At 70.4% G+C, this 22,763-nt stretch carries 21 protein-coding genes; 7 read left to right on the plus strand and 14 right to left on the minus strand.

Annotated elements, in window-relative coordinates; genetic code table 11:
* Positions 1–94: 94 nt before the first annotated feature.
* Both HUA76_RS09525 and HUA76_RS09530 read left to right on the plus strand, forming a co-directional pair.
* Positions 95–1,057, plus strand: coding sequence for an ornithine cyclodeaminase family protein (locus HUA76_RS09525; protein ID WP_174453836.1), 963 nt, complete (start codon positions 95–97; stop codon positions 1,055–1,057).
* Positions 1,054–2,421, plus strand: a complete 1,368-nt coding sequence (locus HUA76_RS09530) for an MFS transporter (RefSeq protein WP_141640407.1) — start codon at positions 1,054–1,056, stop codon at positions 2,419–2,421. Before HUA76_RS09525 ends, HUA76_RS09530 begins: the two co-directional genes overlap by 4 nt.
* A gap of 3 nt (positions 2,422–2,424) precedes the next feature.
* Here the strand turns inward: HUA76_RS09530 and HUA76_RS09535 are convergent, their stop codons facing one another.
* Positions 2,425–2,667 (minus strand): hypothetical protein, encoded by a 243-nt coding sequence (locus HUA76_RS09535; RefSeq protein WP_141640408.1) that lies wholly within the window; start codon positions 2,665–2,667, stop codon positions 2,425–2,427.
* 312 nt (positions 2,668–2,979) lie between these two features.
* Between HUA76_RS09535 and HUA76_RS09540 the strand changes: the two genes are divergently transcribed.
* Positions 2,980–4,911 (plus strand): glycoside hydrolase family 15 protein, encoded by a 1,932-nt coding sequence (locus tag HUA76_RS09540; protein WP_174460661.1) that lies wholly within the window; start codon positions 2,980–2,982, stop codon positions 4,909–4,911.
* Positions 4,912–5,011: 100 nt separating this feature from the next.
* Positions 5,012–5,305: a hypothetical protein gene (locus HUA76_RS09545; protein WP_174453839.1), complete on the plus strand. Its 294-nt coding sequence runs from the start codon at positions 5,012–5,014 to the stop codon at positions 5,303–5,305.
* A gap of 41 nt (positions 5,306–5,346) precedes the next feature.
* On the opposite strand, the gene HUA76_RS09550 is transcribed toward HUA76_RS09545, so the two are convergent.
* A complete protein-coding gene (locus tag HUA76_RS09550) occupies positions 5,347–6,072 on the minus strand; it encodes a hypothetical protein (protein WP_174453840.1) in 726 nt (241 codons plus the stop codon).
* A 96-nt stretch (positions 6,073–6,168) separates the two neighbouring features.
* Positions 6,169–7,071 (minus strand): NmrA/HSCARG family protein, encoded by a 903-nt coding sequence (locus tag HUA76_RS09555; RefSeq protein ID WP_371823455.1) that lies wholly within the window; start codon positions 7,069–7,071, stop codon positions 6,169–6,171.
* 220 nt (positions 7,072–7,291) lie between these two features.
* On the opposite strand from HUA76_RS09555, the gene HUA76_RS09560 reads away from it, so the two are divergent.
* Positions 7,292–7,897: a hypothetical protein gene (locus HUA76_RS09560; protein ID WP_141640413.1), complete on the plus strand. Its 606-nt coding sequence runs from the start codon at positions 7,292–7,294 to the stop codon at positions 7,895–7,897.
* A 14-nt stretch (positions 7,898–7,911) separates the two neighbouring features.
* Here HUA76_RS09560 and HUA76_RS09565 read toward each other — a convergent pair whose 3' ends face one another.
* From HUA76_RS09565 to HUA76_RS09610, 10 genes are all read right to left on the minus strand, one after another.
* Positions 7,912–8,313: a DUF2203 domain-containing protein gene (locus HUA76_RS09565; RefSeq protein ID WP_174454338.1), complete on the minus strand. Its 402-nt coding sequence runs from the start codon at positions 8,311–8,313 to the stop codon at positions 7,912–7,914.
* 103 nt (positions 8,314–8,416) lie between these two features.
* Positions 8,417–9,511, minus strand: a complete 1,095-nt coding sequence (locus HUA76_RS09570) for a hypothetical protein (RefSeq protein WP_174460663.1) — start codon at positions 9,509–9,511, stop codon at positions 8,417–8,419.
* Between the two features lie 143 nt (positions 9,512–9,654).
* Positions 9,655–10,818: an alkaline phosphatase PhoX gene (locus tag HUA76_RS09575; protein WP_174460664.1), complete on the minus strand. Its 1,164-nt coding sequence runs from the start codon at positions 10,816–10,818 to the stop codon at positions 9,655–9,657.
* 116 nt (positions 10,819–10,934) lie between these two features.
* Positions 10,935–12,860, minus strand: coding sequence for a beta-propeller domain-containing protein (locus tag HUA76_RS09580; RefSeq protein WP_174460665.1), 1,926 nt, complete (start codon positions 12,858–12,860; stop codon positions 10,935–10,937).
* Positions 12,861–12,984: 124 nt separating this feature from the next.
* On the minus strand, positions 12,985–13,482 hold the full coding sequence (locus HUA76_RS09585) for an endonuclease V (RefSeq protein WP_254614119.1): 498 nt from the start codon (positions 13,480–13,482) through the stop codon (positions 12,985–12,987).
* Between the two features lie 70 nt (positions 13,483–13,552).
* On the minus strand, positions 13,553–14,839 hold the full coding sequence (locus tag HUA76_RS09590) for a DUF1444 family protein (RefSeq protein ID WP_174460666.1): 1,287 nt from the start codon (positions 14,837–14,839) through the stop codon (positions 13,553–13,555).
* Between the two features lie 21 nt (positions 14,840–14,860).
* Entirely contained in the window at positions 14,861–15,586 is a 726-nt protein-coding gene (locus tag HUA76_RS09595) for a c-type cytochrome (RefSeq protein WP_141640419.1), read from the minus strand.
* Positions 15,583–16,824 carry a YncE family protein gene (locus HUA76_RS09600; RefSeq protein WP_174460667.1) on the minus strand — a complete coding sequence of 414 codons (1,242 nt, stop codon included), beginning with the start codon at positions 16,822–16,824 and terminating at the stop codon, positions 15,583–15,585. The genes HUA76_RS09595 and HUA76_RS09600 overlap by 4 nt, the downstream gene beginning before the upstream one ends.
* Complete coding sequence (locus HUA76_RS09605) at positions 16,821–17,450, minus strand: hypothetical protein (protein WP_141640421.1); 630 nt, start codon at positions 17,448–17,450, stop codon at positions 16,821–16,823. Before HUA76_RS09605 ends, HUA76_RS09600 begins: the two co-directional genes overlap by 4 nt.
* A 12-nt stretch (positions 17,451–17,462) precedes the next feature.
* Positions 17,463–18,815, minus strand: coding sequence for a hypothetical protein (locus HUA76_RS09610; RefSeq protein ID WP_174460668.1), 1,353 nt, complete (start codon positions 18,813–18,815; stop codon positions 17,463–17,465).
* Positions 18,816–19,033: 218 nt separating this feature from the next.
* Here HUA76_RS09610 and HUA76_RS09615 point away from each other — a divergent pair, with 218 nt between their 5' ends.
* Positions 19,034–20,248 (plus strand): cyclic nucleotide-binding domain-containing protein, encoded by a 1,215-nt coding sequence (locus HUA76_RS09615; protein ID WP_174453848.1) that lies wholly within the window; start codon positions 19,034–19,036, stop codon positions 20,246–20,248.
* A 27-nt stretch (positions 20,249–20,275) separates the two neighbouring features.
* Entirely contained in the window at positions 20,276–21,454 is a 1,179-nt protein-coding gene (locus tag HUA76_RS09620) for a cyclic nucleotide-binding domain-containing protein (RefSeq protein ID WP_141640424.1), read from the plus strand.
* A gap of 111 nt (positions 21,455–21,565) precedes the next feature.
* Here HUA76_RS09620 and HUA76_RS09625 read toward each other — a convergent pair whose 3' ends face one another.
* Positions 21,566–22,759: an OmpP1/FadL family transporter gene (locus tag HUA76_RS09625; protein ID WP_174460669.1), complete on the minus strand. Its 1,194-nt coding sequence runs from the start codon at positions 22,757–22,759 to the stop codon at positions 21,566–21,568.
* Positions 22,760–22,763 lie beyond the last annotated feature (4 nt).

Raw genomic sequence — 22,763 nt, forward strand, 5'->3', positions numbered from 1 at the left:
CGAGGCCTTCGTCCGTCCACCGGCAATCGGTTGACCCCGAAGGACGACGTCGGGGGCTGTCGGAGTGCACGCGCTCGGTTAGGGTGAGTGGCAGATGCGCACCCTCCTGCTGACCCGCTCCGATGTGTCTCGCAATCTCCAGGCGCTCACCCTGCTGGAGGATTTGCGAGAGTCCTTCCGCACCGATGCCCTGGCACGCACCGTGGCTCCCCAGCGCGTGCGCGCGTCGCTGCACGCCGAGGGCACCGTGATGGCGCTCCTCCCCGGCTGTCTGCCCGGCATCCCCGCGTACACGGTGAAGGTGCACGCGAAGTTCCCCTCGAGCACGCCGGCCATCCAGGGTGTGCTGCACCTGAATGACCTGGCCACCGGTGAGCTGCTCGCGGTGATGGACTCCGGACACCTGACGGCGGTGCGCACGGGGGTGATGGGCGCGCTGGCGGCGGACGTGCTGGCGAGGCCGGACGCGAGCCGGGTGGCCATCATCGGCGCGGGCGCGCAGGCGGTGATGCAACTCAAGTCGCTGCGCCTGGTGCGCTCGCTGTCCCACGTGCGGGTCTACGACACGGACCCCACGCGCGCCTTCGCCTTCGCCACGCGAATGTACAAGGAGCTGAACCTGCCGGTGCGGCCCGAGGACTCCGTGGCGGACGCGGTGGCGGACGCGGACATCGTCATCGCCGCGACGTGGAGCCGGCAGCCCTTCCTCCACCCCGGCATGGTGCGACCGGGCACGCACGTCACCACGCTGGGCGCGGACGAGCCGGGCAAGGCGGAGGTCTCCGCGGAGCTGCTGCGACAGGCGCGCTTCATCTGCGACCACCGGGGCCTGTCCGTCACCAGTGGGGCCGTGGGCAACGTGGGGCTGGGCGAGGACGCCATCCACGCGGAGCTGGGCGAGGTGATTGCCGGGCTGAAACCCGGCAGGACGTCTCCACAAGAGGTGACGGTGTTTGGCGCGGTGGGGCTGCCCTTCCAGGACCTGGCGGCCGCGTGGCACGTGTATCAAGCCGCGCGGGGTGATGACGCCATCCAGGGCCTGGACTTCAGCGCATGAGGGTCTGGGACTCGCTCATGTCGCGGTTGGGGCTCACGCGGCCGGAGCTGCGCGCGTGGGCGATGTACGACTGGGCGAACTCCGCCTACGTCACCACCGTCATCGCGGTGGTGTTTCCCATCTACTACGCCTCCGTCGCGTCGAAGGGGCTGGAGCGTGAGGTGGCCACGGGCCGCTTCGCCGCCGTCACGGCCGTGGCGCTGGGCACGGTGGCGGTGTTGTCGCCCGTCCTCGGCGCGCTGAGCGACAGGGCGGGCCGACTCAAGGCGCTCTTGGGCGGCTTCCTCGCCTTGGGGTTGCTGGCCACGGTGGGGTTGGCCGGCGTGGGGCCCGGTGACTGGGCCTGGGCGCTGGTGTGCTTCGGTCTGGGCAACGTGGGGGTGACGGGCAGCATCGTCTTCTCCGACGCGCTGCTGCGCCACATCGCCAGGGACGAGGAGCTGGACCGGGTGTCCACCGCGGGCTACGCGCTGGGCTATCTGGGGGGCGGGCTGCTGTTGGCCGCGCAGCTCGTGTTGTTGGTGAAGCCCGGCTGGTTCGGGCTGCCGGACGCGGCGGCGGCCTCGCGCGTGTCCTTCGTGACGGTGGCGCTGTGGTGGGGCGCGTTCTCGGTGCCGCTGTTCCTTCGCGTCCCCGAGCCTCGGCCCCCGAGCGGCGCGCCCCTGCCCCGGCTGTCGCTCACCGGCGTCTTCTCGCAGCTCGCGGAGACGCTGCGGGCACTGCGGCAGTACCGGCAGGCTCTGCTGCTGCTGGTGGCCTATCTGCTTTACAGCGATGGCATTGGCACCATCATCCGGCTGTCCACGCTGTATGGGACGGAGCTGGGCATTGGCCAGGGCGCGTTGATGGGAGCGCTCCTGATGACGCAGGCGGTGGGCGTGCCCTGCGCGGTGTTGTTCGGCAAGGCGGCGTCGCGGGTGGGCTCGAAGCCAGCGCTGATGTTCGCGCTGGCGGTGTACGTGGTGGTGACGTTCCTGGGCTACTTCATGAGCTCGCCCGTGCACTTCTTCGCGCTGGCGCTGCTGGTGGGCATGGTGCAGGGCGGGAGCCAGGCGCTGAGCCGCTCGCTGTTCGCGCAGATGATTCCGCGTCACCGCGCCGCGGAGATGTTCGGCCTGTTCAGCGTCTTCGAGAAGGTGACGGCGGTGGCGGGCCCGCTGGTGTTCGCGGCCACGGTGGAGCTGACGGGCTCCAGTCGCCTGGCGGTGCTGTCGCTGCTCGGCTTCTTCGGCGCGGGCGCGGCGGTGCTGTGGCGCGTGGACGTGGAGGCAGGCAAGCGCGCCGCTCGCGAGGACGACGCCCGCGCGGGGTGGAATGATGCTCCGCTGACGACCGCCGCTCCCGGGGCCGCGCGCGCGGACTAGCGCTCAGTGTTCGACAGGGGGCACCTCTCGGGGGGCGGAGAAGAGGCTGTCGCGTCCATGGCGCAGCACCACTTCTCCGTGGAGGACCTCTGTCACATCGTCGAAGGACACCGCGAAGTCATGGCGGCGCAGCAGGCCCTTCTCCACGATGAGCTCCTTCTCCGTGATGTCGATGATGCGGCCAATGGTGTGGCCATCATTGCCGCGGACCTTCATTCCCTTCTGAATCTCGGCTCGGCTGAACATGGGAGCTCCCTGGGGGCGTGGGAGAAGCCCCTCGTGGCCAAGCTGGAGAGGGACCTCGCCGGGTGCAACGCCCGCACGGTGAGACGGCCCCTCGGAGGCTTTGCGGGAGACGGCTACCCCCGCGACTCGGCGCCCGGGCGTGCGGGTGATGTTTCAGTCGACAGGGATGTTTCACAGGAGGCAGGCGACCGACGCGGTGAGTCCGGGAATGGGCTGAAGCCTGGTTGCAACCGCGCCCGCGCGTCCCCATCGGTGTGAGGAGGTCTGTCTCCAGGACTGAAACAAGCGAGCCTTCCCGGGAAGGAAGCGTGGATGCGACGCATCGCCGACTATGCCCTCCTGGGTGACTGTCATTCCGCGGCGCTGGTGGGACGGGACGGCTCCATCGACTGGGCCTGCTTCCCACGCTTCGATGCGCCCGCTGTCTTCTGCCGCATCCTGGACGCGCGGCGGGGCGGCAGCTTTGGCGTGTCACCCGAGGGCCCCTTCACCGCCACGCGCGCCTACGTGGAGGACACCAACGTCCTGGCCACCGTCTTCACCACGTCGCGTGGTGTGCTGGAGGTGGTGGACTGCATGCCGGTGTCGCCCGGCGCGGCGGGCGGAACGAGCGTGAGCACTCGTCACGCGCTGCTGCGGCGTGTGCGGTGTCTCGACGGAGAGGTCCGGGTGCGCGCGGTGGTGGCCCCGCGCTTCGAGTATGGCGCCTTCGTCCCTCGCGTGCGGCTGACGTCATCGCGCACCGCGGAGGTCGTCGGCGGCGCGGACGCGCTGTGGATTGCCGCCACGCATCCGCTCATGGCCCATGAGTCCTCCCTGCGCGCCCGCTGGACGCTGCGCGCGGGAGACGAGGCGTGGATTGAAGCCGCGTGGACGCCGTCCTTCGTCGAGCGTGTTCCCACGGACGCGCCGTCCCTCGACGACTTCCGTCGCCGCCTGGAGGACACGCTCACCTTCTGGCGGACGTGGATTGGCCGCTGCGAATACACGGGCGAGCACGCGAGGGCGGTGCGGCGCTCGGCGCTCACGCTGAAGGCCCTGACGTACGCGCCCACCGGGGCGCTCGTGGCCGCGCCCACCACGTCGCTGCCCGAGGAGCTCGGGGGCTCGCGCAACTGGGACTATCGCTTCACCTGGTTGCGGGACGCGTCGCTGACGCTCATCTCGCTCCTGGTGCTGGGCTACCGCGAAGAGGCGGATGCCTTCCGGTACTGGCTGCGGCGCACCAGCGCGGGGCGCGCGGAGGACGTGCAAATCATGTACGGCATCCAGGGCCATCGCCTGATGCCCGAGGTGGAGCTGAGCCACCTATCCGGACACGCGGGCTCGCGCCCGGTGCGCATCGGCAATGGCGCGGTGAAGCAGCTCCAGCTCGACGTCCCCGGAGAGCTGCTGGAGGCGACGTGGCTGTATGCGCGCGCGGGCGGGCCGGTGACGCCGAGCAACTGGGCCTTCCTCTCCGGACTCGTGGAAGAGGTGTGCCGACGCTGGCGACTGCCGGACCAGGGGCTGTGGGAGATGCGGGACGCGCCTCGACACTTCATCCACTCGAAGCTCTTGTGCTGGGTGGCGCTGGACAGGGGGTTGCGACTGGCGCGGGAGCGAGGACTGCCGGTGCCGCTGGTGCGCTGGGCTCGGGAGCGCGAGGCCTTGCGTCGCTACCTGATGGAGTGCGCGGCGGACGGCTGGTTTCCGCAGTCGCGGGGCTCGGACGTGGCGGATGCGTCCACGCTGCTGGTGCCGGCCCTGGGCTTCCTTCCCCTGGCGCATCCGCTGGTGCGCGGCACGGTGCGGCGGGTGCGCGAGCGGCTGGAGTCCGGTGGCCTGCTGTACCGCTACCTCGCGCCGGACGGACTGTCGGGCGGAGAGGGCGCCTTCCTGCTGTGCTCCTTCTGGTTGGTGGATGTGCTGGCCCATGAGGGACGGCGGGAGGACGCGGAGGTGCTGCTGTCGCGGCTCTTGGGACTGGCCAACGACGTGGGGCTGTACGCGGAGGAGGCCGTCCCGCTCACCGGCGAGGCGCTGGGAAACTTCCCCCAGGCCTTCACGCACATGGCGCTGGTGTCTTCCTGCGCGCAGCTCTCCGCGGTCCATGCGCTGGAGCAGCGGCGCCCGCCCGAGCAACCTCGGGACTTCGCGGCCGTGGCCCTGGAGCACCTCCTGGAGTCCCGGGGCAGGCTGGGGCGGCAGGCCGCCGCGGCGTTGCCCTGGCCGCTCGAGCCAGACGCGGTGGCCACCCACTGAAGAGGGCGCTTGTCCGGACGCCCGCATGGCATCCGAGCGGAGAGGTCAGGCCCGTGGTCGCTCGCCGGAGCGTGTCCATCTTCGCCCTGGGGAGGTGCGCATGGTCGTCGGCTTCATGGCATCGCGAACGGGGCGTTGGCTGCGAATCGTGACGGGCTCCTGTCTGGTGCTGGGCGGGTTGCGTACCGGGACGGCCCGGGGCGCCGCGGTGGCCCTGCTGGGCCTGGGACCCCTGGTCGCCGCATCACTGGACCTGGTGTTGCTGGGGCCCCTCTTCGGGCTTCCCATGCGCGGCTCGGACATCCGCCGCGAGCTGGGCGTCACGGGAGAGGCCTCGCTGCTCAACGGCCACCGGCGCGCGTCCTCGCGCTGCGTCTCGATGACGCTCCACTGACGATCGGCCCGCGCGCCGTCACGGTGACGGCGCGTGGGCGCTCAGCTCTCTCCCACCCGGAATGGGATGTTGAGCGTCCCCAACGACTCGCCGCTGTTCGCGTCCACGGGTCGCGCCTGGAGCACGACGCCGTTCTCCCGGCCGGTGACGACCTGGAAGTAGATGAAGCCCTGTACGGTGCCGCCGTCCGCCAGCGTGCCCTCGGGCAGGGACTTCTGGAGCATGTCCCGCGTGGGCAGGGGCTCCTCGCATTGATACGTCGTGTAGGGCCCCGGGTAGTACGGGCCATAATATGGGTAGAAGGGACTGCCCCACGCGCCTCGCGGTCCGTAGCTCCAGTTGCCGGTGCGCCATGCGGGCCCCGCGCCGATGTACACCGCGCCGCGCCCCGAGCCTCCCGTGCCCTCCAGCGTCCCCTCCATCGACGAGGACGACGCCACCGGCTGTCGCAGGGTGAAGGGTGGCAGCGCGGAGTAGCTGAAGCGCGACTCCGTGCCGACGAGCGAGAAGTCCTCGTAGCGGATGCGCAGCGTCCTGCCGCTCTGGTTCTCCAGTCGTACGTAGACGGGCGTGAGGGCGCGCTCCAGGTTGGAGGGGCTGCCCTTCCACGCGGCGCCATCCGCCACCAAGGTCACCCCCGAGGACTCCGCGACGGCGGTGTCCTTGTCTCCCTGGAGGACCTGGGCTTCCATCGAGGGTTTCAGATTCGATTCAGTGACACAGCCTGCCGCCAGCAACATCGCGGCGACGGGCACGAGCGAGCGCATGAGATGCCTCCTTCTGTTCGAAGGTAGGCAGCGGCAAGGCACGCCGAGCACGCGTGAGCGGCGCCACCCCGGCGCGTCGCCAGGGGGCGCGGGGCCTCACTGTTCGGCAGGCGGGGTGACCTCGGCGGCGGCGTGCGGCCAGGCGGGCGAGGTGAGCGCGCTCCAGTCCTGACGCCGCGCCCAGTCCTCGAAGGTGTGCCAGCGCAGGTCCGGATAGCTGTGGCGCAGCGTGAGGATGTCCGCGTGGTAGCCCACCCGGTCCAACCACTCGTACATGGTGGCCAGGTCCTCGCTGCGCTCGCGGATGAAGTCCAGCGGGAGTTGCTCGAAGTGGATGCGATGGCCGCTCACCATCGACAGGAGGCCCGCCGCCTGCTGGCCCGTCACCTCGTCCGACGCCACGTCGATGCGCTGGTCCGCGTGGCGCTCCGCGTCCTCCATCACCCGCGTCGCGAAGGCGGCCAGGTCGTCGGTCGTCACCATCTGCAACCCGCGTGAAGGGGGCAGCCCGAAGGCGAGCACTCCCGCCCTCAGTCCCTCCTCGAACATGGGGCTGGTGAAGTTCTCCATGAAGAACGTGGGCCCCAGGATGGTGAAGGGCAGGCCACTGCGGCGCACGTGCAGCTCCACCCGGTGCTTGCTGTCGAAGTGGGGGATGCCCGTCAGCCGGTCCGCTCCCGCCACCGACGCGTAGACCAGGTGCTTCACCTCGGCGAGCCGCGCGGCGTCCACCTGGTTCAGGCCGTGGCGTATCTCCGCCTCGACACCTGATTCGAAGGGCGTGGCCATGGCGTAGAACGCATCCACGCCGCTGGCGGCCCGGGCGAGCGCATCCACGTCGTCGAAGTCGCCCACGGACAGCTCGGCGCCCAGGGACTCCAACGCGCGCGCGGAAGGGGAGTCGGATTGGCGGACATAGGCCACGACGCGGTGTCCCCGGTGAAGGAGGTAGCGCGCCACGGCGCCGCCCTGCCGACCGGTGGCGCCTGTGACGAGCACGGAAAGGGAGTGAGCCCTGGGCATGTGTGAACCTCGCGACAGACAGGTCTGCTGGATGTCGGGAAGTTGGGGACGATGGGTGTGTCTGGCGAGCGTGGGAAAGGGGCCGCCCGTGCCCATGGCCGGGCCCGCCGGGCAGGGGGCAGGCGGGCCCTGGACGTATCCGCCGTGAAGTCCTCGCCCCTTGTGCCCCTCGCGCGTGCCATGTTCCCGCTCGCCCATGAGCAAGCGAGACAAACCGCAGGACTCCGAGCTGGTCGAGGCCGCCCGCTCCCTGGACGAGGGATTGGAGCGATTCGAGGCCCTGGCCCAACAGCTCCAGGACGCGCCCCTTCAGGCGGAGAAACACCTGGAGCGAGCCTCCGCCACCTTGAAGGCCCTGGCCGACATGGACGAGCAGCTGCGGGCCCGGGTCAGCGCCCTGGTGGGCGCCATCTCCCAGGTGCGTGACAGGCAGCAGGCCCAGGCCGAGGCCGTGCACGTGCGCGCGCAGGAACTCCAGGCGCGCACCGAGACTTTCAAGGACCTGCTGGTGCGCTACGGCGGCCTGGGGCAGAGCGCGGCGGAGCTCAACGTGCGGATGCAGGAGTTCGCCACGCAGCGCCAGAACGCGAAGACGCCGGAGGAGCAGGCCGCGCTGGCCGTGACGTTCCAGTCCCTGCAGGACCGCATGTCCGAGGTGGCGGACGAGGCCCAGTCGTTGAGCCAGGCCGCGGAGCAGAGCGAGTTCAACGACATCGCGCGGCAGGCGGACTCCCTGCGTCAGCAACTGCTGGCCGCGCGCAACAAGATGACGTTGCTCCAGAAGAGCTTCAACGGCGGCTGAGCCGAGGGTGTGGCTCAACTGAGGTACGTGGGGGCGAACTCGTCCGGACTGTCGATGGGACGTCGCCCCGAGAAGCCGTCGTACATGCCATGCCAGTGCGAGACGGCGGACTCGCCGATGCGCCAGCACAGGTACACCGGCTCGTCACCGCGGTGGGCTCGGAAGTCGACGAGCCCCTGCGCGCCTTTGATTTCCAGGCCCATCTCGTGGAAGTGGTGCAGCTCGGTGCGGACCCTCTCCAGCAGGGCGTCGCGCTCCTCGCGCAGCGCCTCCTGATTGGACAGGGCCTTGCCCTCGGGGGTGCCCAGCGTCTCCACGAGCTGTTGCACGCGCTCCACCCACGGGCGGATGTGCTCGAAGGTGCGGCTCAGCAGGGGCACCAGTCGGTTGGCTTCGTCGACGCTGAAGTAGCGCATGGCCGTGGAGCATGCAGGGGTCTGCCACGCCGCCGCCATCGCTCGTTTTCCGGAGCGCGGACAACCGCACGGAGTCGGCGGGCGTGTGGAGACGTGTCGACGCTCAGCCGCGCAGCAGGGAGGTGTGGTTGTCCTGCAGCCAGCGTTGGGCGGTGTCTCGCAGCGGGAAGGTGTCTTCTTGCTGGAGGAATGCGGGCGAGTGGCCTGGGGTGCAGCGTCCCTCGGCGTCGAGGTTGGAGCCGCCCTCTTCGTGGAGGTCGGCGTGCAGCATCGAATGGAAGACGAGGTAGTCCACGACGAAGGCGGGGACGTGGGGGCGGTCCAGGGCGGGGTGGATGCGGATTTCCCGCAGCCGCGCGTCATAGCCGCCCAGGTGGATGGTGCGCCGGCGACCCTTGGAGGGGCGTCGCGCCCAGCCGATGTCCACGCGCACGCGGCCGTCGAACCAGTCCGCGTTGAGGCGTGACTGCACGGCGCGCAGGTCGTAGCAGCGGCCCCGGGTGCGCAGGGCCTTGCCGGGCCGCCGCTCGCGGCGAACGAGTCCCTGTCGTTCGCGGGCGTAGGCTTCGAGCAGTTCACCGGCGCTCGCGTCGGACCGGACGGCATAGCGGGCGATGGCGCGCACGACATCGTCGGGGGCTTCTAGGAAGAGGTGGTGCACGCGCAGCCGCAGGCCCTGGGCGACGCGGCGGAAGCTGACCAGCGTGGCGCGGTTGTCGGTGAGTCGAAGGTGGACCGGTGCGCCCAGCTCCACGGCCAGGCGGCGCGCGAGGCTCGCGGCCTGGAGCAGCGCTTCTTCACGCTCGGGCAGGCGGCGCTCGGGGGCGGGCTCGTCGTGCTCGGAGAAGAGCGGGGCGGTGGTCGCCGCGACATCCTCGGGGAAGCGAGGCGGGGGAGCGGGCTCGCCGTGCGTGGAGAAGCGCGGCCCAGTGGTCGCCTCGACATCCTCGGCGAAGAGAGGCGCAGGCTCGTCGTGCTCGGAGAAGAGTGGGGCGGTGGTCGCCTCGACATCCTCGGCGAAGCGAGGCGCGGGAGCGGGCTCGTCGCGAACGGGAAGTGCCGCCGCGCGCCGTTGCTCCTCGCGACCTGGTCGCGCGGTGGAGGCTGGCTTCTGCGCGCGGCCGGGCTGAGGCGTCGACGCGGGCCGTTCGGTCCGCACCGTGTCGAACAGCCCGAGCTGTGAAGGGGGAACTCCCATCGCTACCGGAAGGTATGCCTCCGGAGGGGGAGGTTTCCAGAGGAACGCTCGTCCGCCCGGTCACCATCCGACACGCGGGCTCTGAAGGAGGGCTGCCCCATCACGTTTGACGAGCCGTCTCGGGGGCTTGCTGCCACGGTCCCCTAGCCACGGGCGCGGAAGGGGCCCTTCACTTCGTACGTCACCCCGCGCCTGTCCGAGCCGCGCTGGGAGCTGAAGTAGAGCCGCTTGCCATCCGGGCTGAACGCCGCGCCCGCGAGCTCCGAACCCGCGTGCCCCATCACCTGGAGGAACGGCGTCACCTTCCGGTCCGGCGTGAGCAGGCACATCTGCAAGTCATCTCCGTCCTCGCAGATGAACAACTCCCGCGCCCGTGACACGGTGACGTTGTCCACGCCGCGCAGGGGCGCGCTCGGATACGTGGCCGCGTCGTACAGCACCTCCAGCCGCCCCGTCAGCGGCGTGAGCGCCCACACTCGGTTGTCATGCTTCGTGGTGAAGTACACCACGCCGCCGTCGTACCAGCAGCCCTCACCACCCGGGAACGCGGTGGTCTCCCTCCCCGCCGCCTGCATCGCTGCCGGAGCCTGGGGCGACACGGGCACCCACTGCACCTTCACTCCCGTGCGAGGGTCTCCCGTCACGCGAGCCGCCTCCAGCGTGCCCTCCTCGAGCGAGGGCCACTTCGCCGAAGTGAAGCGGTAGAGCCGCCCCGTGGGCGTGTCCTCCGTGAGGTACAGCCGCCGGCCAATCGGGTCCACCGCCACCGCTTCGTGCGTGAACGCCCCCAACGCGGGCCGCGCGACGCCCTGTCCCGGTCGTGAAGGCTCACACTCCCAGACGAGCCCCCTCGGGTGTTCCTCGCAGGACAGCCAGGTCCCCCAGGGCGTGGGGCCTCCCGCGCAGTTGACGTGGGTGCCGGAGAGGATGCGCCAGGCGCCCGTGACGTTGCCCTTCGCGTCGAAGCGCACCGAGGACACACCGCCATCCGGGGTCGTCTCGCTGTTGCACGCATAAATCCAACCGCCGTCCGGCTGGGCGAAGCAGGCGCCCCCATCCGGGGCCATGTGCCACGCGTAATCCGTGCCCGGCACCACGTCCCCACTCCGGGCAATGACGCGGGACGTGAAGCCGCGCGGCAGCCGAAGCCCCTGGGCATCCGGGCTGTCCGCCAGCGGCCCGTAGGGGCCCGCGCCGACGCTCGGTGTGGCTGGCGCGGCGTACACGTTGCGCCAGAAGCCGAGGCTCCCCAGGGCCAGCGTGCTGCCCCCCAGGGCGGAGAATCGCAGGAAGTGACGGCGGTGCATGGCCCGCGTTGTCTCGCAGGTCCCGCCCCAGGGGAAGCGCTTCGGAGTCACGCTCCGGCGGGCACCGCGCCCGAGTCGTCCCGCGCGGTGCCTCCCTCCACCCCAGGCAGCCGGGCTCAGCGGCCCGGTTGCAGGTAGCTCACGCGGAAGGACTCCTCCACGGCGCGCTCGGTGAGGTGGGCCTCCACGAACTCGTAGCCCATCAACGCGAAGATGCGCTCCCGGTAGAAGATGGGGCGCGCGTTGCCGTACCAGTCCGTGCACGACTTCGTGCACGTGTCGTCGCCCGTCTCCACCGAAGCGCCCAGCGAGCCCAGCGTCGTCAGCTCCAACTCCGGGTCCACCCGCACGAAGGACACCTCCGCGGAGCCGTAGCGCAGCGAACTCCAGGCCCCACCCTGGAACCGCAGTGGGAGCCCCATCACCCCGCCCCCCGAGCCGTCCGGCTTGAAGAAGAAGCCATGGCTGCGAGACTCGCCCTGCTCGGCGCCGGGGCGCAGCAGCGTGCCTTTCAGCTCGGGCCCGCCTTCCCCGAGCGCCACGGTGGTGAGTCGCAGGCCCAGCGTGTTCTCACCCACCACCAGCGCGCTGCCCTCGCCCAGCGGCTCCAGGCGCGTCACCGTGTGGCCCAGGGACAAGCGATGGACATCCCAGGGCGCGCGCACGTCCGTCACCCAGACCGCGCGCTCGCCCGCGGTGGTGCTGTCGTCGTAAGCCTCGCCCGAGCCCCACAGCACGTGGTTGCCCACGAAGCGATTCTGGAGCGTGCTCTCCTGGGGGCCGGGGAGCGTGGTGAAGTCCTCGGGGCGAAGGCTGGTCAGCTCCGGGGAGAACGCGTCCAGCGGCGCGCGCAGCAGCGCGAAGCGGCCGTCGCCCGGGGTCAGCTCCGGGCCCCACATCGAATCGCCCTTGCCCGTGGCCACGAGCAGCGCATCCAGGTGTCCATCCTCGTTCTGCCGGAAGGAGAACTGGTCCACCGGGCCGCCGCGCGCGCGCAGGGCTCCGGGCTCGCCTCCGTCCAATGGCAGCCGGTACACCACGGAGTCCCGAGGTGTCTTCGCGTCGCGCGTCTCGCCCTCCACCGTCCACGACTCGTAGCCCGGGTTGACCCAGAGATACACCGCGTCGCGCGACACGTAGAAGGTCCGCGCCGGCGGCCCCATCAGCGCGTTGCCCGTGCAGGTGAAGTCCCGCGCGTCCAGGTCACAGCGCACCACCATGTGCAGAATGGGCCACAGCGTCGTCTGCACGGGCTTGAAGACGTCGCTCCGCGAGAGCATGGGTCGCCAGGGCGTCCTGTCGTTGTCTCTCATCCAGCTCTGCACGGACGGCATCATCATCCGTTCGCTGCCCCACCAGGTCAGGGGGTACGGCATGTAGAAGACGAGGGTGCCGCCTACCAGCCGGCTCGCGTAGTTGCGGCTGGAGTAGTAGTCGCCGGCGTTCAGGAAGTGCGTGCCCTCGTGGGTGAGCACTCCGGCGTCATCCAGGCGAAACAGGCCAATCTCCGTGGCGCTCAGCGTGGAGCTGTAGCCCACGACGATGACGCGACGGCCATACACGAGCATCTCGTCATACCAGGTGCCGAAGGTGAATCCCGGCGCATGGGCATCCACCTGACCCACCGCCTCCAGCGCACCCTCCGTCTGTCGCACGGTGAAGAGCCGGCCCCGGCGCAGCACCACGAACCAGTCACCCACGGCCTTGACGATGTCTCCCTCGTCGACGCCGGCCTCCTGGTTGTTGGTGATGGAGGGCTCCCCCGACCCGGGCGTCTGCGTGGGGGGCTCCATGTCGGAGCCTGTGCCGCCACAGCCGACGACAGGGCCGCCGCCCGTCGACAGGCTGTTTCGAATCGCCTCGAGCTGCTTCACATGGTTGTCGAACGTCTGCTCCGACTCGAAGCGCTCCAGCCGCGTGAAGGTGATGGAGGCGACTTCCTCGCGGGTGAGGTCCCGGCGCTCCGGAGGGCAGGCCGAGACGACGAGGACGAGCAGCAGGCCCGTGACGAGGTGATGTCGTTGAAGGCGGGGTGGACGCATGGGGTCCAGTCCCAGAGCAAGGCGCATACCAGGGGTGTGGGCTCCTTCCTCCGAGGGAAGCAGCCCCCGCGAGGCGGTCTGGATGGCGAGTAAGCGCGACGCGCGTGTCAGGGGTGAAGCGGGCTCACGACTCGCGGCACAGCCGGTCCACGCGGCCCAGCAGGGTGGGCAGCCGGGAGGGGCCGTGCATGCGCTGGACGAACCCGGCGGCGGTGGCGGAGCCCAGGCCCACGGCGCTGACGAAGAGGGGCCGCTGGCTCTGGCCGCGCAGCACGGGCAGGGCGACGTCGCTGGAGTGGAAGGACGTCTTGGCCACGCCGATGACGGGCACCGCGCGGCCGAGCGCCTCGTACAGGTGCGCGCCCAGGCCCGGCTTGTCCTGTCCCAGCCAGACGTAGCCGTCGACGATGATGGCCTCCAGCGGCTCCGGCACCAGGGCGAGCACGCGCAGCAGGTGAGGCAACTCGCGGCGGTAGAACTGGCCGGGCTCATAGGCCGCCGCGGGAGGGCCCCGGTCCACGTGGTGCGCGGCCTCCGAGGCATCGGCCCAGTCGCGAAACACGACGCACGCGGCCACGGTGACGTCATCGCGGTAGTCCACATCCACGCAGGCGAGCATCATCATCTCCTCGGGAGCACGGCCTCCGGCGGACGCGGAGGCGTTCGGTCGGCTGACGTCGCGCGAAAGGGCCTCAGTCGTCCGCGTACGCCGCCAGGTCCACCTGGGCGGCGCGCAGCTCGTTGAGCACCGCGTTCGAAGGCCACGCGATGGTGCGGTAGCGCGGCGGCCACAGCTCTGGCATGAACGAGAGGTATCTGGAGGCGATCCGCTCCACGTCGGGGTAGGCGACCATGAAGAAGTCCTCCTCGCCCGCCTGGATGGCCACCACGTCCGTTACCGGCAGCAGCGTGTCCACGTCCTTGCTCCAACTGGACCAGCTGATGGGCCGGTTGTCCTGCTCGCGGACCAGGACGCCGAAGCTGGCGACGAACACGTCCACGTCTTCCGCCGCGTGCTGGGCCTCCAGCAACTGCTTCTGGGTGGAGTACTCGCCCATCGCGAGGCGCAGGTGGCCCCGGCGCACCAACTGCGCGAACTCGTCGTTGCCGGCGAGCCGGTAGGGCACCACGTGCCCGGCGTCGTCCACGGTGTAGAGCGCGGGGGAGATGCCGCGAGTGCTGGCTTCGTGCTCGCGCTCGGCGAGCGTGCACAGTCGCTTGAGCAGGGCCGGGTCCCCGTCGCCCGCGATGACGAGCGTGGAGCGCGTGGGGATGATGGCGATGGGGCGGCCATTCACGCGGGTGGTGAAGGACGCGAGGAAGCCCGGGTGCAGCAGGCGAGAGGCCTCATAGGTGTCATTGGAGTCCACGGACCACAGCGGGCTCGGATTCTCTTCTTGGAGCTCCACGCCGGACGCGTGGATGCGGTCCAGGTTGGCGAAGGCCGCCTTGAAGGCCTTCGCCTCGGAGACGCCCCACTCCTTCAGGTGGTCGTGCTGCACGTACATGGTGGCGTCGGGCAGGTCCAACACCAGCAGCTCGCGCAGGAAAGGGATGGTGCGGCGCCCCACCATGGGGCGCGGGCGGGACTCTCCCGGTGGCGCCATCAGGCCGAACGTCGCCGAGCGCACCACGGGCAGCAGCCTCTTCCGCGCCTCCTTCCACGAGAGCTTGTCCCTGCTCTCCCCGGCGAAGGCCGACAGGAAGCGGCCGATTTGCTGGGCGCGCTCATCGGGAGACACCTCGCGTGTCTCCGCGAAGAGGTTGTCCAGGTACATCTGGACGGCTTCCCCGTTCTTCAAGAACCGCAGGCCGTAGTCATCCGGCAGCCGCGTCACTTCCGTCACCGTGGGGACGGCCTTCAGCGCCGCCTCCATCTCGCGCCACAGGTACTCGCGCGGGCTCACCGTCTCGGGCGGGCTCGCGGATGACTCCGAGCCCGCCTTCTCCAGACCGAAAAGCTTCTTCCAGAAACCCATGCGGGCTTCCTTACTACAGCACTACAGCCCCAGGTACGTGAGCAGTGCTCCCATATCCGCGTCTGAGAGGGATTCCAGGCTGTACGCGGGCATGTTGCCGCCAATGTGGAAGAACTGGCCGTGTCTCACCTTCTCGATGACGACGAGTGAGTGAGGAATCCCTGGAAAGAGTTCATCGTAGTCATGTGTCACTTCCGGGAGGATGGAGGCCATCTCCGTCAGCCGCCCCTCGCCGGTGTGAAGCGCGCCGTGACACTCCTGACACGCGGCTTGATACACCACCTGTCCGCGCTCCAGGCTGCCGCGAGGGACCTCCTGGATGTCCTTCACCACCGTGTAGGGCAGCGCGGGGGCCTGGGCATCCGGGCTGATGCTCACCAGATACTCATACAGCGCGCGGCTCTGCGGAGAGTCCTCGGGCAGCTTCTGCACGCCGCGCATGAAGCTGACGTAGCAGAAGTTCACCGCGTCCAGCAGGTTCGTCTCGTAGCCGCCCCACCAGTGGGGGCGCGAGGCCACGTTGTAGAGCGTGTAGCCGGAGTCCATCCGCCCGTTCAGCGGCGTGGGTGTCGTCGCGTGGCACGTCGCGCAGGAGAAGTCGTTGAACTGGCTCTCCGAGAAGCGCGCGTCGCGGAACAGCAGCTCTCCGTACTCCGCCGCGTTCACCGGCTTCGCATCGTCACCACACGCCGACGCGAGGGTGACGAGCGCCACGAAGGGCAGCACCTTCCAGGCCGTGTGGCTCATGGCTGCCCCCGCAGGATGCTCACCGAGTCGGGAAAGATGCCGACCCGCACCGTGTTCACCACCGTGCCCTGCGCCAGATTCACCGAGTGCAGCGTTCCAGGACGCACGTGGTCTCCCTCGCAGACGACCAGCGCGTGGCTTTCGTCCGGGGTCAGCTTCGCCTGGTGTGCGTTGAGACAGCCCGCGGGCGCCAGGTCCACCTCGCGACGGATGAAGCCCGTGGCCGTGTCGATGATGGCCAGGGCCTCCACGCCTTGATACGGCATGTACAGCGTCGCCCCGTCCGCGCTGATGTCACCGAACATCGGCGAGCCCGCGAGGCGAATCGTCCGGGCCGCGTTCATGGCGTGCGTACGCGCCTCGAGCACCTGCACCTCGCGGCTGCTCATCGAGCTGACGAAGACATCCCCCGTGGTGGGCGACATCGTCAGCGCGTAGGGCTGGTGCCGGGGCGCCGTGGCGGTGCCCGCGTTGTTGGCCACCTTCACGCGAGGGGCCTCCGTGGTGGGCGCGGAGAGGTCGACGATGGCCACCTCGTCCGACCAGCAGGCGATGTAGGCCGTGCGCTCGTCGGCGGAAAGCCGGATGGCGTGCGGCGCGGGGCACACGTCCACCATGGCTTTGCGAGTCATCGTCTTCGCGTCGATGATGGCCAGCCGCGCGTACATCTCCCGTTCGGTGCCGCCGCGACGCGCCACCTCCGCGATTTTCAGCGTGTCGAAGTGCGTCTGATACAGCGTGTTCCCGTCCTTGCTGACGATGACGTCGCCGGGGTTGGGGTCCACGCGCACCGAGCCCACCAGCCGGTTGTCGCTCGCGTCCAGCTTCAGGCAGTAGCCATCATCCGCGCCGCTGCCGTGCGCGCCGTGAGGACCGGAGCCTCCGCCCGGCACGTAGTTGGAGATGCCGACGTAGTAGTGGCTCCCGTCCGGCGACACGGCGGTGTGGTGCGGCCCTTCCAGCTCCACCGGGTTGAGCCCCACCGGCACGCGCGCCAGCTCGCGCCAGCCCGGGGTCGTCGCGCCCTCCAGCTCCAGCAGGCTCAGCGTGTCGTCCAGGCTGTTGGTGATGATGACGCGTCCACCGGGCCCGGGAGGCGGCACGCCCGTGCCCGTCACCCACGGCTCCGGATGCGCATACTCGAGGCCTTCGGGCGGCTTCACGCCATCGAAGGGACTCGAGTCGTCGCTGCAGGCCGCGAAGGCGAGCCCCAGCGCGCAGACCCACGCGTGCTTCATGGTGCCTCCTGGATGCGGATGGTGACGGGCTGGGCCAGACGGTAGGGGCCCTCGGTGATGCGGTTCTGGAGCAGGTACGCGCTCACCACCTGGACGGAGAGGTCCTGTCCCGCGCTCGCCTTGAGCGTGTCCCAGGTCGCGGCGTCGAGCTGCCACTCCAGGTTCGACGTGAGCATCTCCACCGGGCACTCGCGCCCGGGCACGGTGACTTGCACCCAGTGGATGTCGCCGGTGAAGGGCGGCAGGTGAGCATGGGCGGTGGGCAGCACCCACTCGCCGACGCGCGCAAGCATGGAGCGGGCCGTGTCGAAGGGGCTCGCGGGGGACACGGGCCGGGGCAGCGCGCTGGCCAGGGACGAGGCCCACGTCCACTTCGGCGGCGCGTCGTTGACCGAGTACGTGGTGCCCGTCGTGGGCAGCGCGAGCTGCGCGGCCTCCGTGCTGTCCGCGGGCTGGTCCTTCGCGTCGACGAGGGAGCGCCACGCCTCGTCGGTGGCGTCACCGCCGTAGAGGGGCTCGCCGCACTTCGACTCAGGCTCCCCGTCGTCGCCACAGGCCGTGGCCGTCAGGGAGAGCAGGGCGACCAGGGAGGAGGTCCAGAGCGGCTTTCGCGAAAGGGGCTTCATGAGGGGACCTGTTCAGTTCTGGCGCCGCCGACCACGGCGCAGCAGGGTGAGGGTGGAGAGCAACAGCAGGACGGGCACCATGTTCCCACCCATGGCCCCGCATCCGCCCGAGCCCTTGGGGGTAGGCAATGGTTTGGGAGTGGAGCCGGCGTCCTCGGGGGTGCCGGCATCCTCGGGAGTGCCCGCGTCCCCGGGAGTGCCCGCGTCCTCGTCGGGCTCCCCGGGGGGCCCTTCCGGGTAGAGCGGCGCGCCGAGCTGCTCCGCGAGCTGCGGCCACTGGCTGGGGCACAAGTCTCTCACGGGGGTGCCCTTCGGGCAGTGGTGCGTGCCCTGGATTTCGTAGAGGCCGAACAGGGGCTGCCAGGTGTCGCCCTCGTCGGTGCTGCGCGCCAGCGCCCAGTCATGCAGCCAGGTGGAGCCGCAGCCGTAGAGCGTCTGTCCGTCGCGCAGCACGCACGCGTTGCCCGTGGGCAGAGACAACATCTGCAGCGGGCCGGTGGAGGGGCCCCGGAAGAAGTGGTTGAGGGTGCCCACCCACGCCGTCTTCCCGTCGGCGGACAGCTCCATGTTGATGAAGACGTCGTTGATGGTGGAGACGATGTTCAGCGTCTGTCCCGCGTCGTCGCTGCGCAGCAGGTACGTGGCGCCCTGGGCGGACACGCGCGCCCACAGCACGTCCGCGGACGTCGGGTCCGCCGTCTCCACGAGCAGGTCATACGGCAGCATCAGCTCCGGCAGTGGGTGGACCACCTCGGTCCAGGTCTCGCCCGCGTCATCGCTGCGAAAGAGCAGCAGCTGGTTCTCCGCGTTCTTGCCGCTCACGTAGAGGCGCTGGGGGTTGGCCGGGGACACGCGCACCGCGTTGAGCACCAGGCCCAGGCGCATGAGCGGCGAGGGGGCCCACGTCTCACCCCCGTCGTAGGAGCGATAGACGCCGTTGGGCCTGCCGTGGCGGGAGGTGACGACGTAGAGGATGCGGTCGTCGGTGGGATGCGCGGCCAGCCCCGCCACCCAGGTCTCCTTGAAGTAGGGGTGGGTGTTCCATACGCAGCCGCCGTCGGGCGAGCGCAGGAGCGCGCTGCCGGTGGCCGCCACGATGTCGCCCGCCTCGCGCCACAGGTAGGCGTTGGGGCTCCATCCGCCGTAGCCCATGGCCGTCGGGCATATCCACCGGAAGGTCTTCCCGCTGTCGCGCGAAATCACCGCGCCGAACGTCGCGCCCAGGAAGAAATCCTCCGGGTGACCCCGGCGGAGGGTGACGTTGGAGGTCTCCGGCAGGCCCGCGTGCGCTCGCGCAGTCCCTCCGACACCCAGGACCCACAGGGTGACGAACAGGCTCCAGCGGCGCATGTGGCGAGTCGTCATGATTCGGGCTCCAGGGGGTATGGGGGGCGGCCCATCCCGGACGATAACGCCTGGACGGCCGACATATAGCGGCGGGCCTTGGAAGGACGGGTGTGGCGCTTCGCCACATGCGCGGAGTCCTGCATCCACCACTTCCATGCCGTGGGTGCGGGGGGCTCGCCTCCTGGCGGCCGGTCTGCTACGGACGCGGGAGACTGAGTCGCAGGGGGGAGCACGACATGGCGGGGGCCGCGAAGGTGTCCGACCTCATTCTGGACGAGGGCGCCAAGGGATGGAGTGTGCCCGTGGGAGGCCCGGGCCGTGCGGTGTGGGAGGCGCTGATGCAGGCAGCGGTGGATGTGGCGGTGCGGGCCTACGAGGACCTGTCGCCGGTGCAACGTGAGCGGGTGCTGGAGGAGTCCGGGAACGTGCCTGCCCAGGCGCGCTCGGCCCTGGTGGACGTGCTGCGGCGCGCCCGGGACTTCGCGGGCGCGGCCCGTCTCCTGGAAGCCCATGGCGCGGACGCGCAGGCCGCGGCGCTGCACGAGCAGGCGGGCGCGTTGATGCTGGCGGCCGAGGCGTGGCTGCGCGCGGGTGAGAAGGCGCGCGCGGCGGCGGCCTTCGAGAGCGCGGGTGCGCTGGAGCGGGCCCTGGAGCTGTACCGCGCGCTCGACGCGCGCGAGTCCATGGCCCAGTGCCTCACCCGACTGCAGCGTCCGCTGGAGGCCGCGGAGCTGTACCACGCGCTGGGCTACGCGCACGCGGAGCTGGAGGCGCTGCGCGGCGTGCCGCCCGAGCATCCTCGGCGGCGCGAGGCGGTGCTGCGCATGTGCGCGCTGCTCGACGAGCAGGGCGAATCCTGGCGCGCCCTGGTGCTGCTGGCGGATGCGCGGCAGGAGTCCGCGGACGCGCGCGCGGACGAGGTGCTCCAGGCGGAGCACCTGCGCCTCTTGCGTCACCTGGGCCTGGGGGACGGCACGTCCTCGTCCCACGAGTCCGCGCCCGTCACGGAGCGGGCGAGCGCCGCGCCCGACGGGTACGAGTACCTCAAGGCCATCCCCATCTTCGGCGAGCTGGCGCTGGAGGACCTGAAGGACTTGTTCCGCATGGCGCAGCAGGTGGCCATCCCCGAGGACACCACGGTGCTGGAGAAGGGCGCGCGGGGCACGGGACTCCTGGTGCTGCTGGAGGGCACGGTGGACGTGTCCAGTGGTCCGGGCCTGGACGCTCGCCGGCTCAACACGCTGGGGCCGGGCGCGTGGCTGGGGGAAATCAGCCTCATCCTGGATGGTCCCACGTCCGCGCACGTGCGCTCACGCTCGGCCGTCCGGGCACTGAGGGTGACTCGCGCGGACTTCCAGCACTACCTGGCCACGCACGAGGCCGCGGCGCTGCGCATCTACCGGCTGTTCACCCACAACCTGGCGGAGCGGGTGCGCGCGCTGAGCGCCTAGGACCCGGGGTGGCGGTAGGATGGCGGGATGGCGGACATGCGTGGCGTGGGGAAGGCGCGGGCCGTGGAGCTCGCGAGCCAGGGGAAGCTGGAGGAGGCGCTGGGGGAATACCAGGGCCTCTTGAAGTCCTCCCCTGACGACGCGGACGTGCGCCAGCGGGTGGCGGAGTTGCTGGAGTGGCTGGGCCGGACGGCCGACGCCGCGGCGGCCCACGAGACGGCGGCGCTGGCGTGGGCGAAGGTGGAGGAGCCCCTGCGCGCGGTGGCCGCGTGTGTCGCCCTGTCCCGGCTGGGTGCGTCCGACGCCGCGAAGCTGCGGTGCGCGCGGGCGCTGGCCGAGCGCTTCGCCCATTGTCCGGGGGTTGTCGCGGAGCGCCCCGTGCCGCTGTTCTCCCGGTTGAGCCGCGAGGACTTCGTGGCGCTGGTGGGCGTGCTGGAGGTGCGCGCCTTCTTCCCGGGCCAGGCGGTGGTGGAGGAGGGCGCGGCGGGCGCGTCCATGTTCGCGCTGGTGGAGGGCCGCGCGGAGGTGGTGCGCGCGCTGGAGGACGGTGCGCGCGGCGTGGTGGGCACGGTGGTGCCCGGGGACTTCTTCGGAGAGCTGGCGCTGGTGTCCGAAGGGCCCAGGCTGGCCAGCGTGGTGGCCACCGAGCGCGCCGTGCTGCTGGAGCTGACGCGCGCGAGCCTGACGGCGGTGGCCGTGCGTCACCCGGGCGTGGGCGAGGTGCTGGAGGACTTCTACCGACGGCGACTGGTGGACAACCTGCTGCGCAGCAATCCGCTGCTCAGTCGGCTCACGGCGGAGCAGAAGGCGGCGCTCTCCCACGACTTCATGCTGCGCGCGGTGGCGCCCGACGAGGTGCTGCTGGCGCAGGGCCAGCCGGGGGATGCCTTCTACGTGTTGCTGCGGGGCCGGTGCACGCCGTGGCTGGAGCAGCCGGGTGGGCGGCGCATGCCGCTCACGGAGCTGCGAGAGGGGGATGTGTTCGGTGAAATCTCCCTGCTCTTGGACAAGCCGGTGTCCGCGACGGTGCGCGCGGATGTGAAGGGCGTGGTGTTGCGGCTGCCGCGCGCCGCCTTCGAGAAGCACCTGCTCAGCCAGCCCGGCATGAAGGGCCTGCTCATGCGCATGGGCACGGAGCGGCTGCAGAACTCCGCGCGCGTGCTGGCCTCCGGCCGCGTGCTGCACGACGGGGATTTGCGCGTCTGAGCCGGGCCGTGGTGCGTGCCCTGGAAATGACAACGCCCGGGCCCCCATGAGGGAGACCCGGGCGTTTGGGACTTCCGGCTCGCGGTGAGGCGGGCCGGAGGTGTCAGCCGACTACATCGAGTAGCCGAGCGTCAGACCGAACACGTGCGCGGAGCCGTTGTACGTGCCGGAGATGCCCGGCGCGGAGCTCTCGTTGTCGGCCAGGCTGACGAACTGGTAGCCGAAGTCCGCGCGCAGCGAGTTCCAACGGTAACCCGCGCCCACGGAGACGCCGAAGCGGTCCGCGTCCGGGAGGTCCGGGGTCAGCGTGCCGCCAGGACCCGGAGCCGGGTCCAGGATGAGGCCGGCGCGGACCTGGAGAGCGGGCGTCACGCCGTACTCGGCACCCAGGTGGTAGTTCCACTTGGCGCGCCAGCGCTTGGGCAGCGGGTTGTTGATGGCCGGGTTCTCCGGGAACTCGATGGCGAGCTCCTGGAACGAGGACCAGTCCACCCAGTTGGCGTCGAACGCAATCGTCAGGTTCTCCAACGGGGTGACAGCCAGACCCCACGCCACCGTCGCGGGCAGCGTGACGTCACCTTCCACCGGACCGTCCGGCAGACGCGACTGGAACTCCGCGGGCACGTTCTGGAAGTCCGCGTTGCCCTTGAAGGTCAGGTCCGCGGAGCTGCGGTAGTGCAGGCCCATGGTGATGTACTTGGGCAGCAGCACCGCCTGCACGCCCAGGTTGTAGCCCACGCCCCACGACGCGCCGCCCAGATGCACCTGGCCTTCGCTTTCGACGAAGCCCAGCGCGCGCTTGAGCTCCAGCGTGCCGCGGTAGATGTTCAGACCCGCGCCGACGCGGAACCGCTCGTGGAGCTGGTACGCCGCGGTGGGGTTGATGTTGTAGACGGCCATGGCCGACTCCTGGGCCTTGAAGCGGCCCACGAAGTCATCCACCCAGCGGCTGTTCGCGCCGAACGGCGTGTACACGCCCACGCCGACCGCGAAGCGGTCGAAGGGCTTGTACACGGCGAACAGGTGCGGAGGAGGCGACAGCGTCGTCTTCTGGCCCTGCTCGGTTCCGTTCACCGGGGTGAACTTGATGCCGGGGAGGATGCCGGTGTCGCCAATCTGCACGTCCAGCTTGTTCACACCCAGGATGTTCGCGGCGTTCGAGTAGATGGCGGACGAGTCGTCCAGCCACGCGGCCGCCGCGTTGCCCATGCCCGTGGAGCGGGCGCTCTGGGTGTTGATCTGGAAGCCGGCGGCCTGGGAGGAACCCGCGGCCAGCAGCGCTACGAGGGACAGTGTCTTCTTCATGTGA

Origin of the sequence: Myxococcus sp. CA056 (assembly GCF_013336715.1) — a bacterium.
Classification (GTDB): Bacteria; Myxococcota; Myxococcia; order Myxococcales; family Myxococcaceae; genus Myxococcus; species Myxococcus llanfairpwllgwyngyllgogerychwyrndrobwllllantysiliogogogochensis.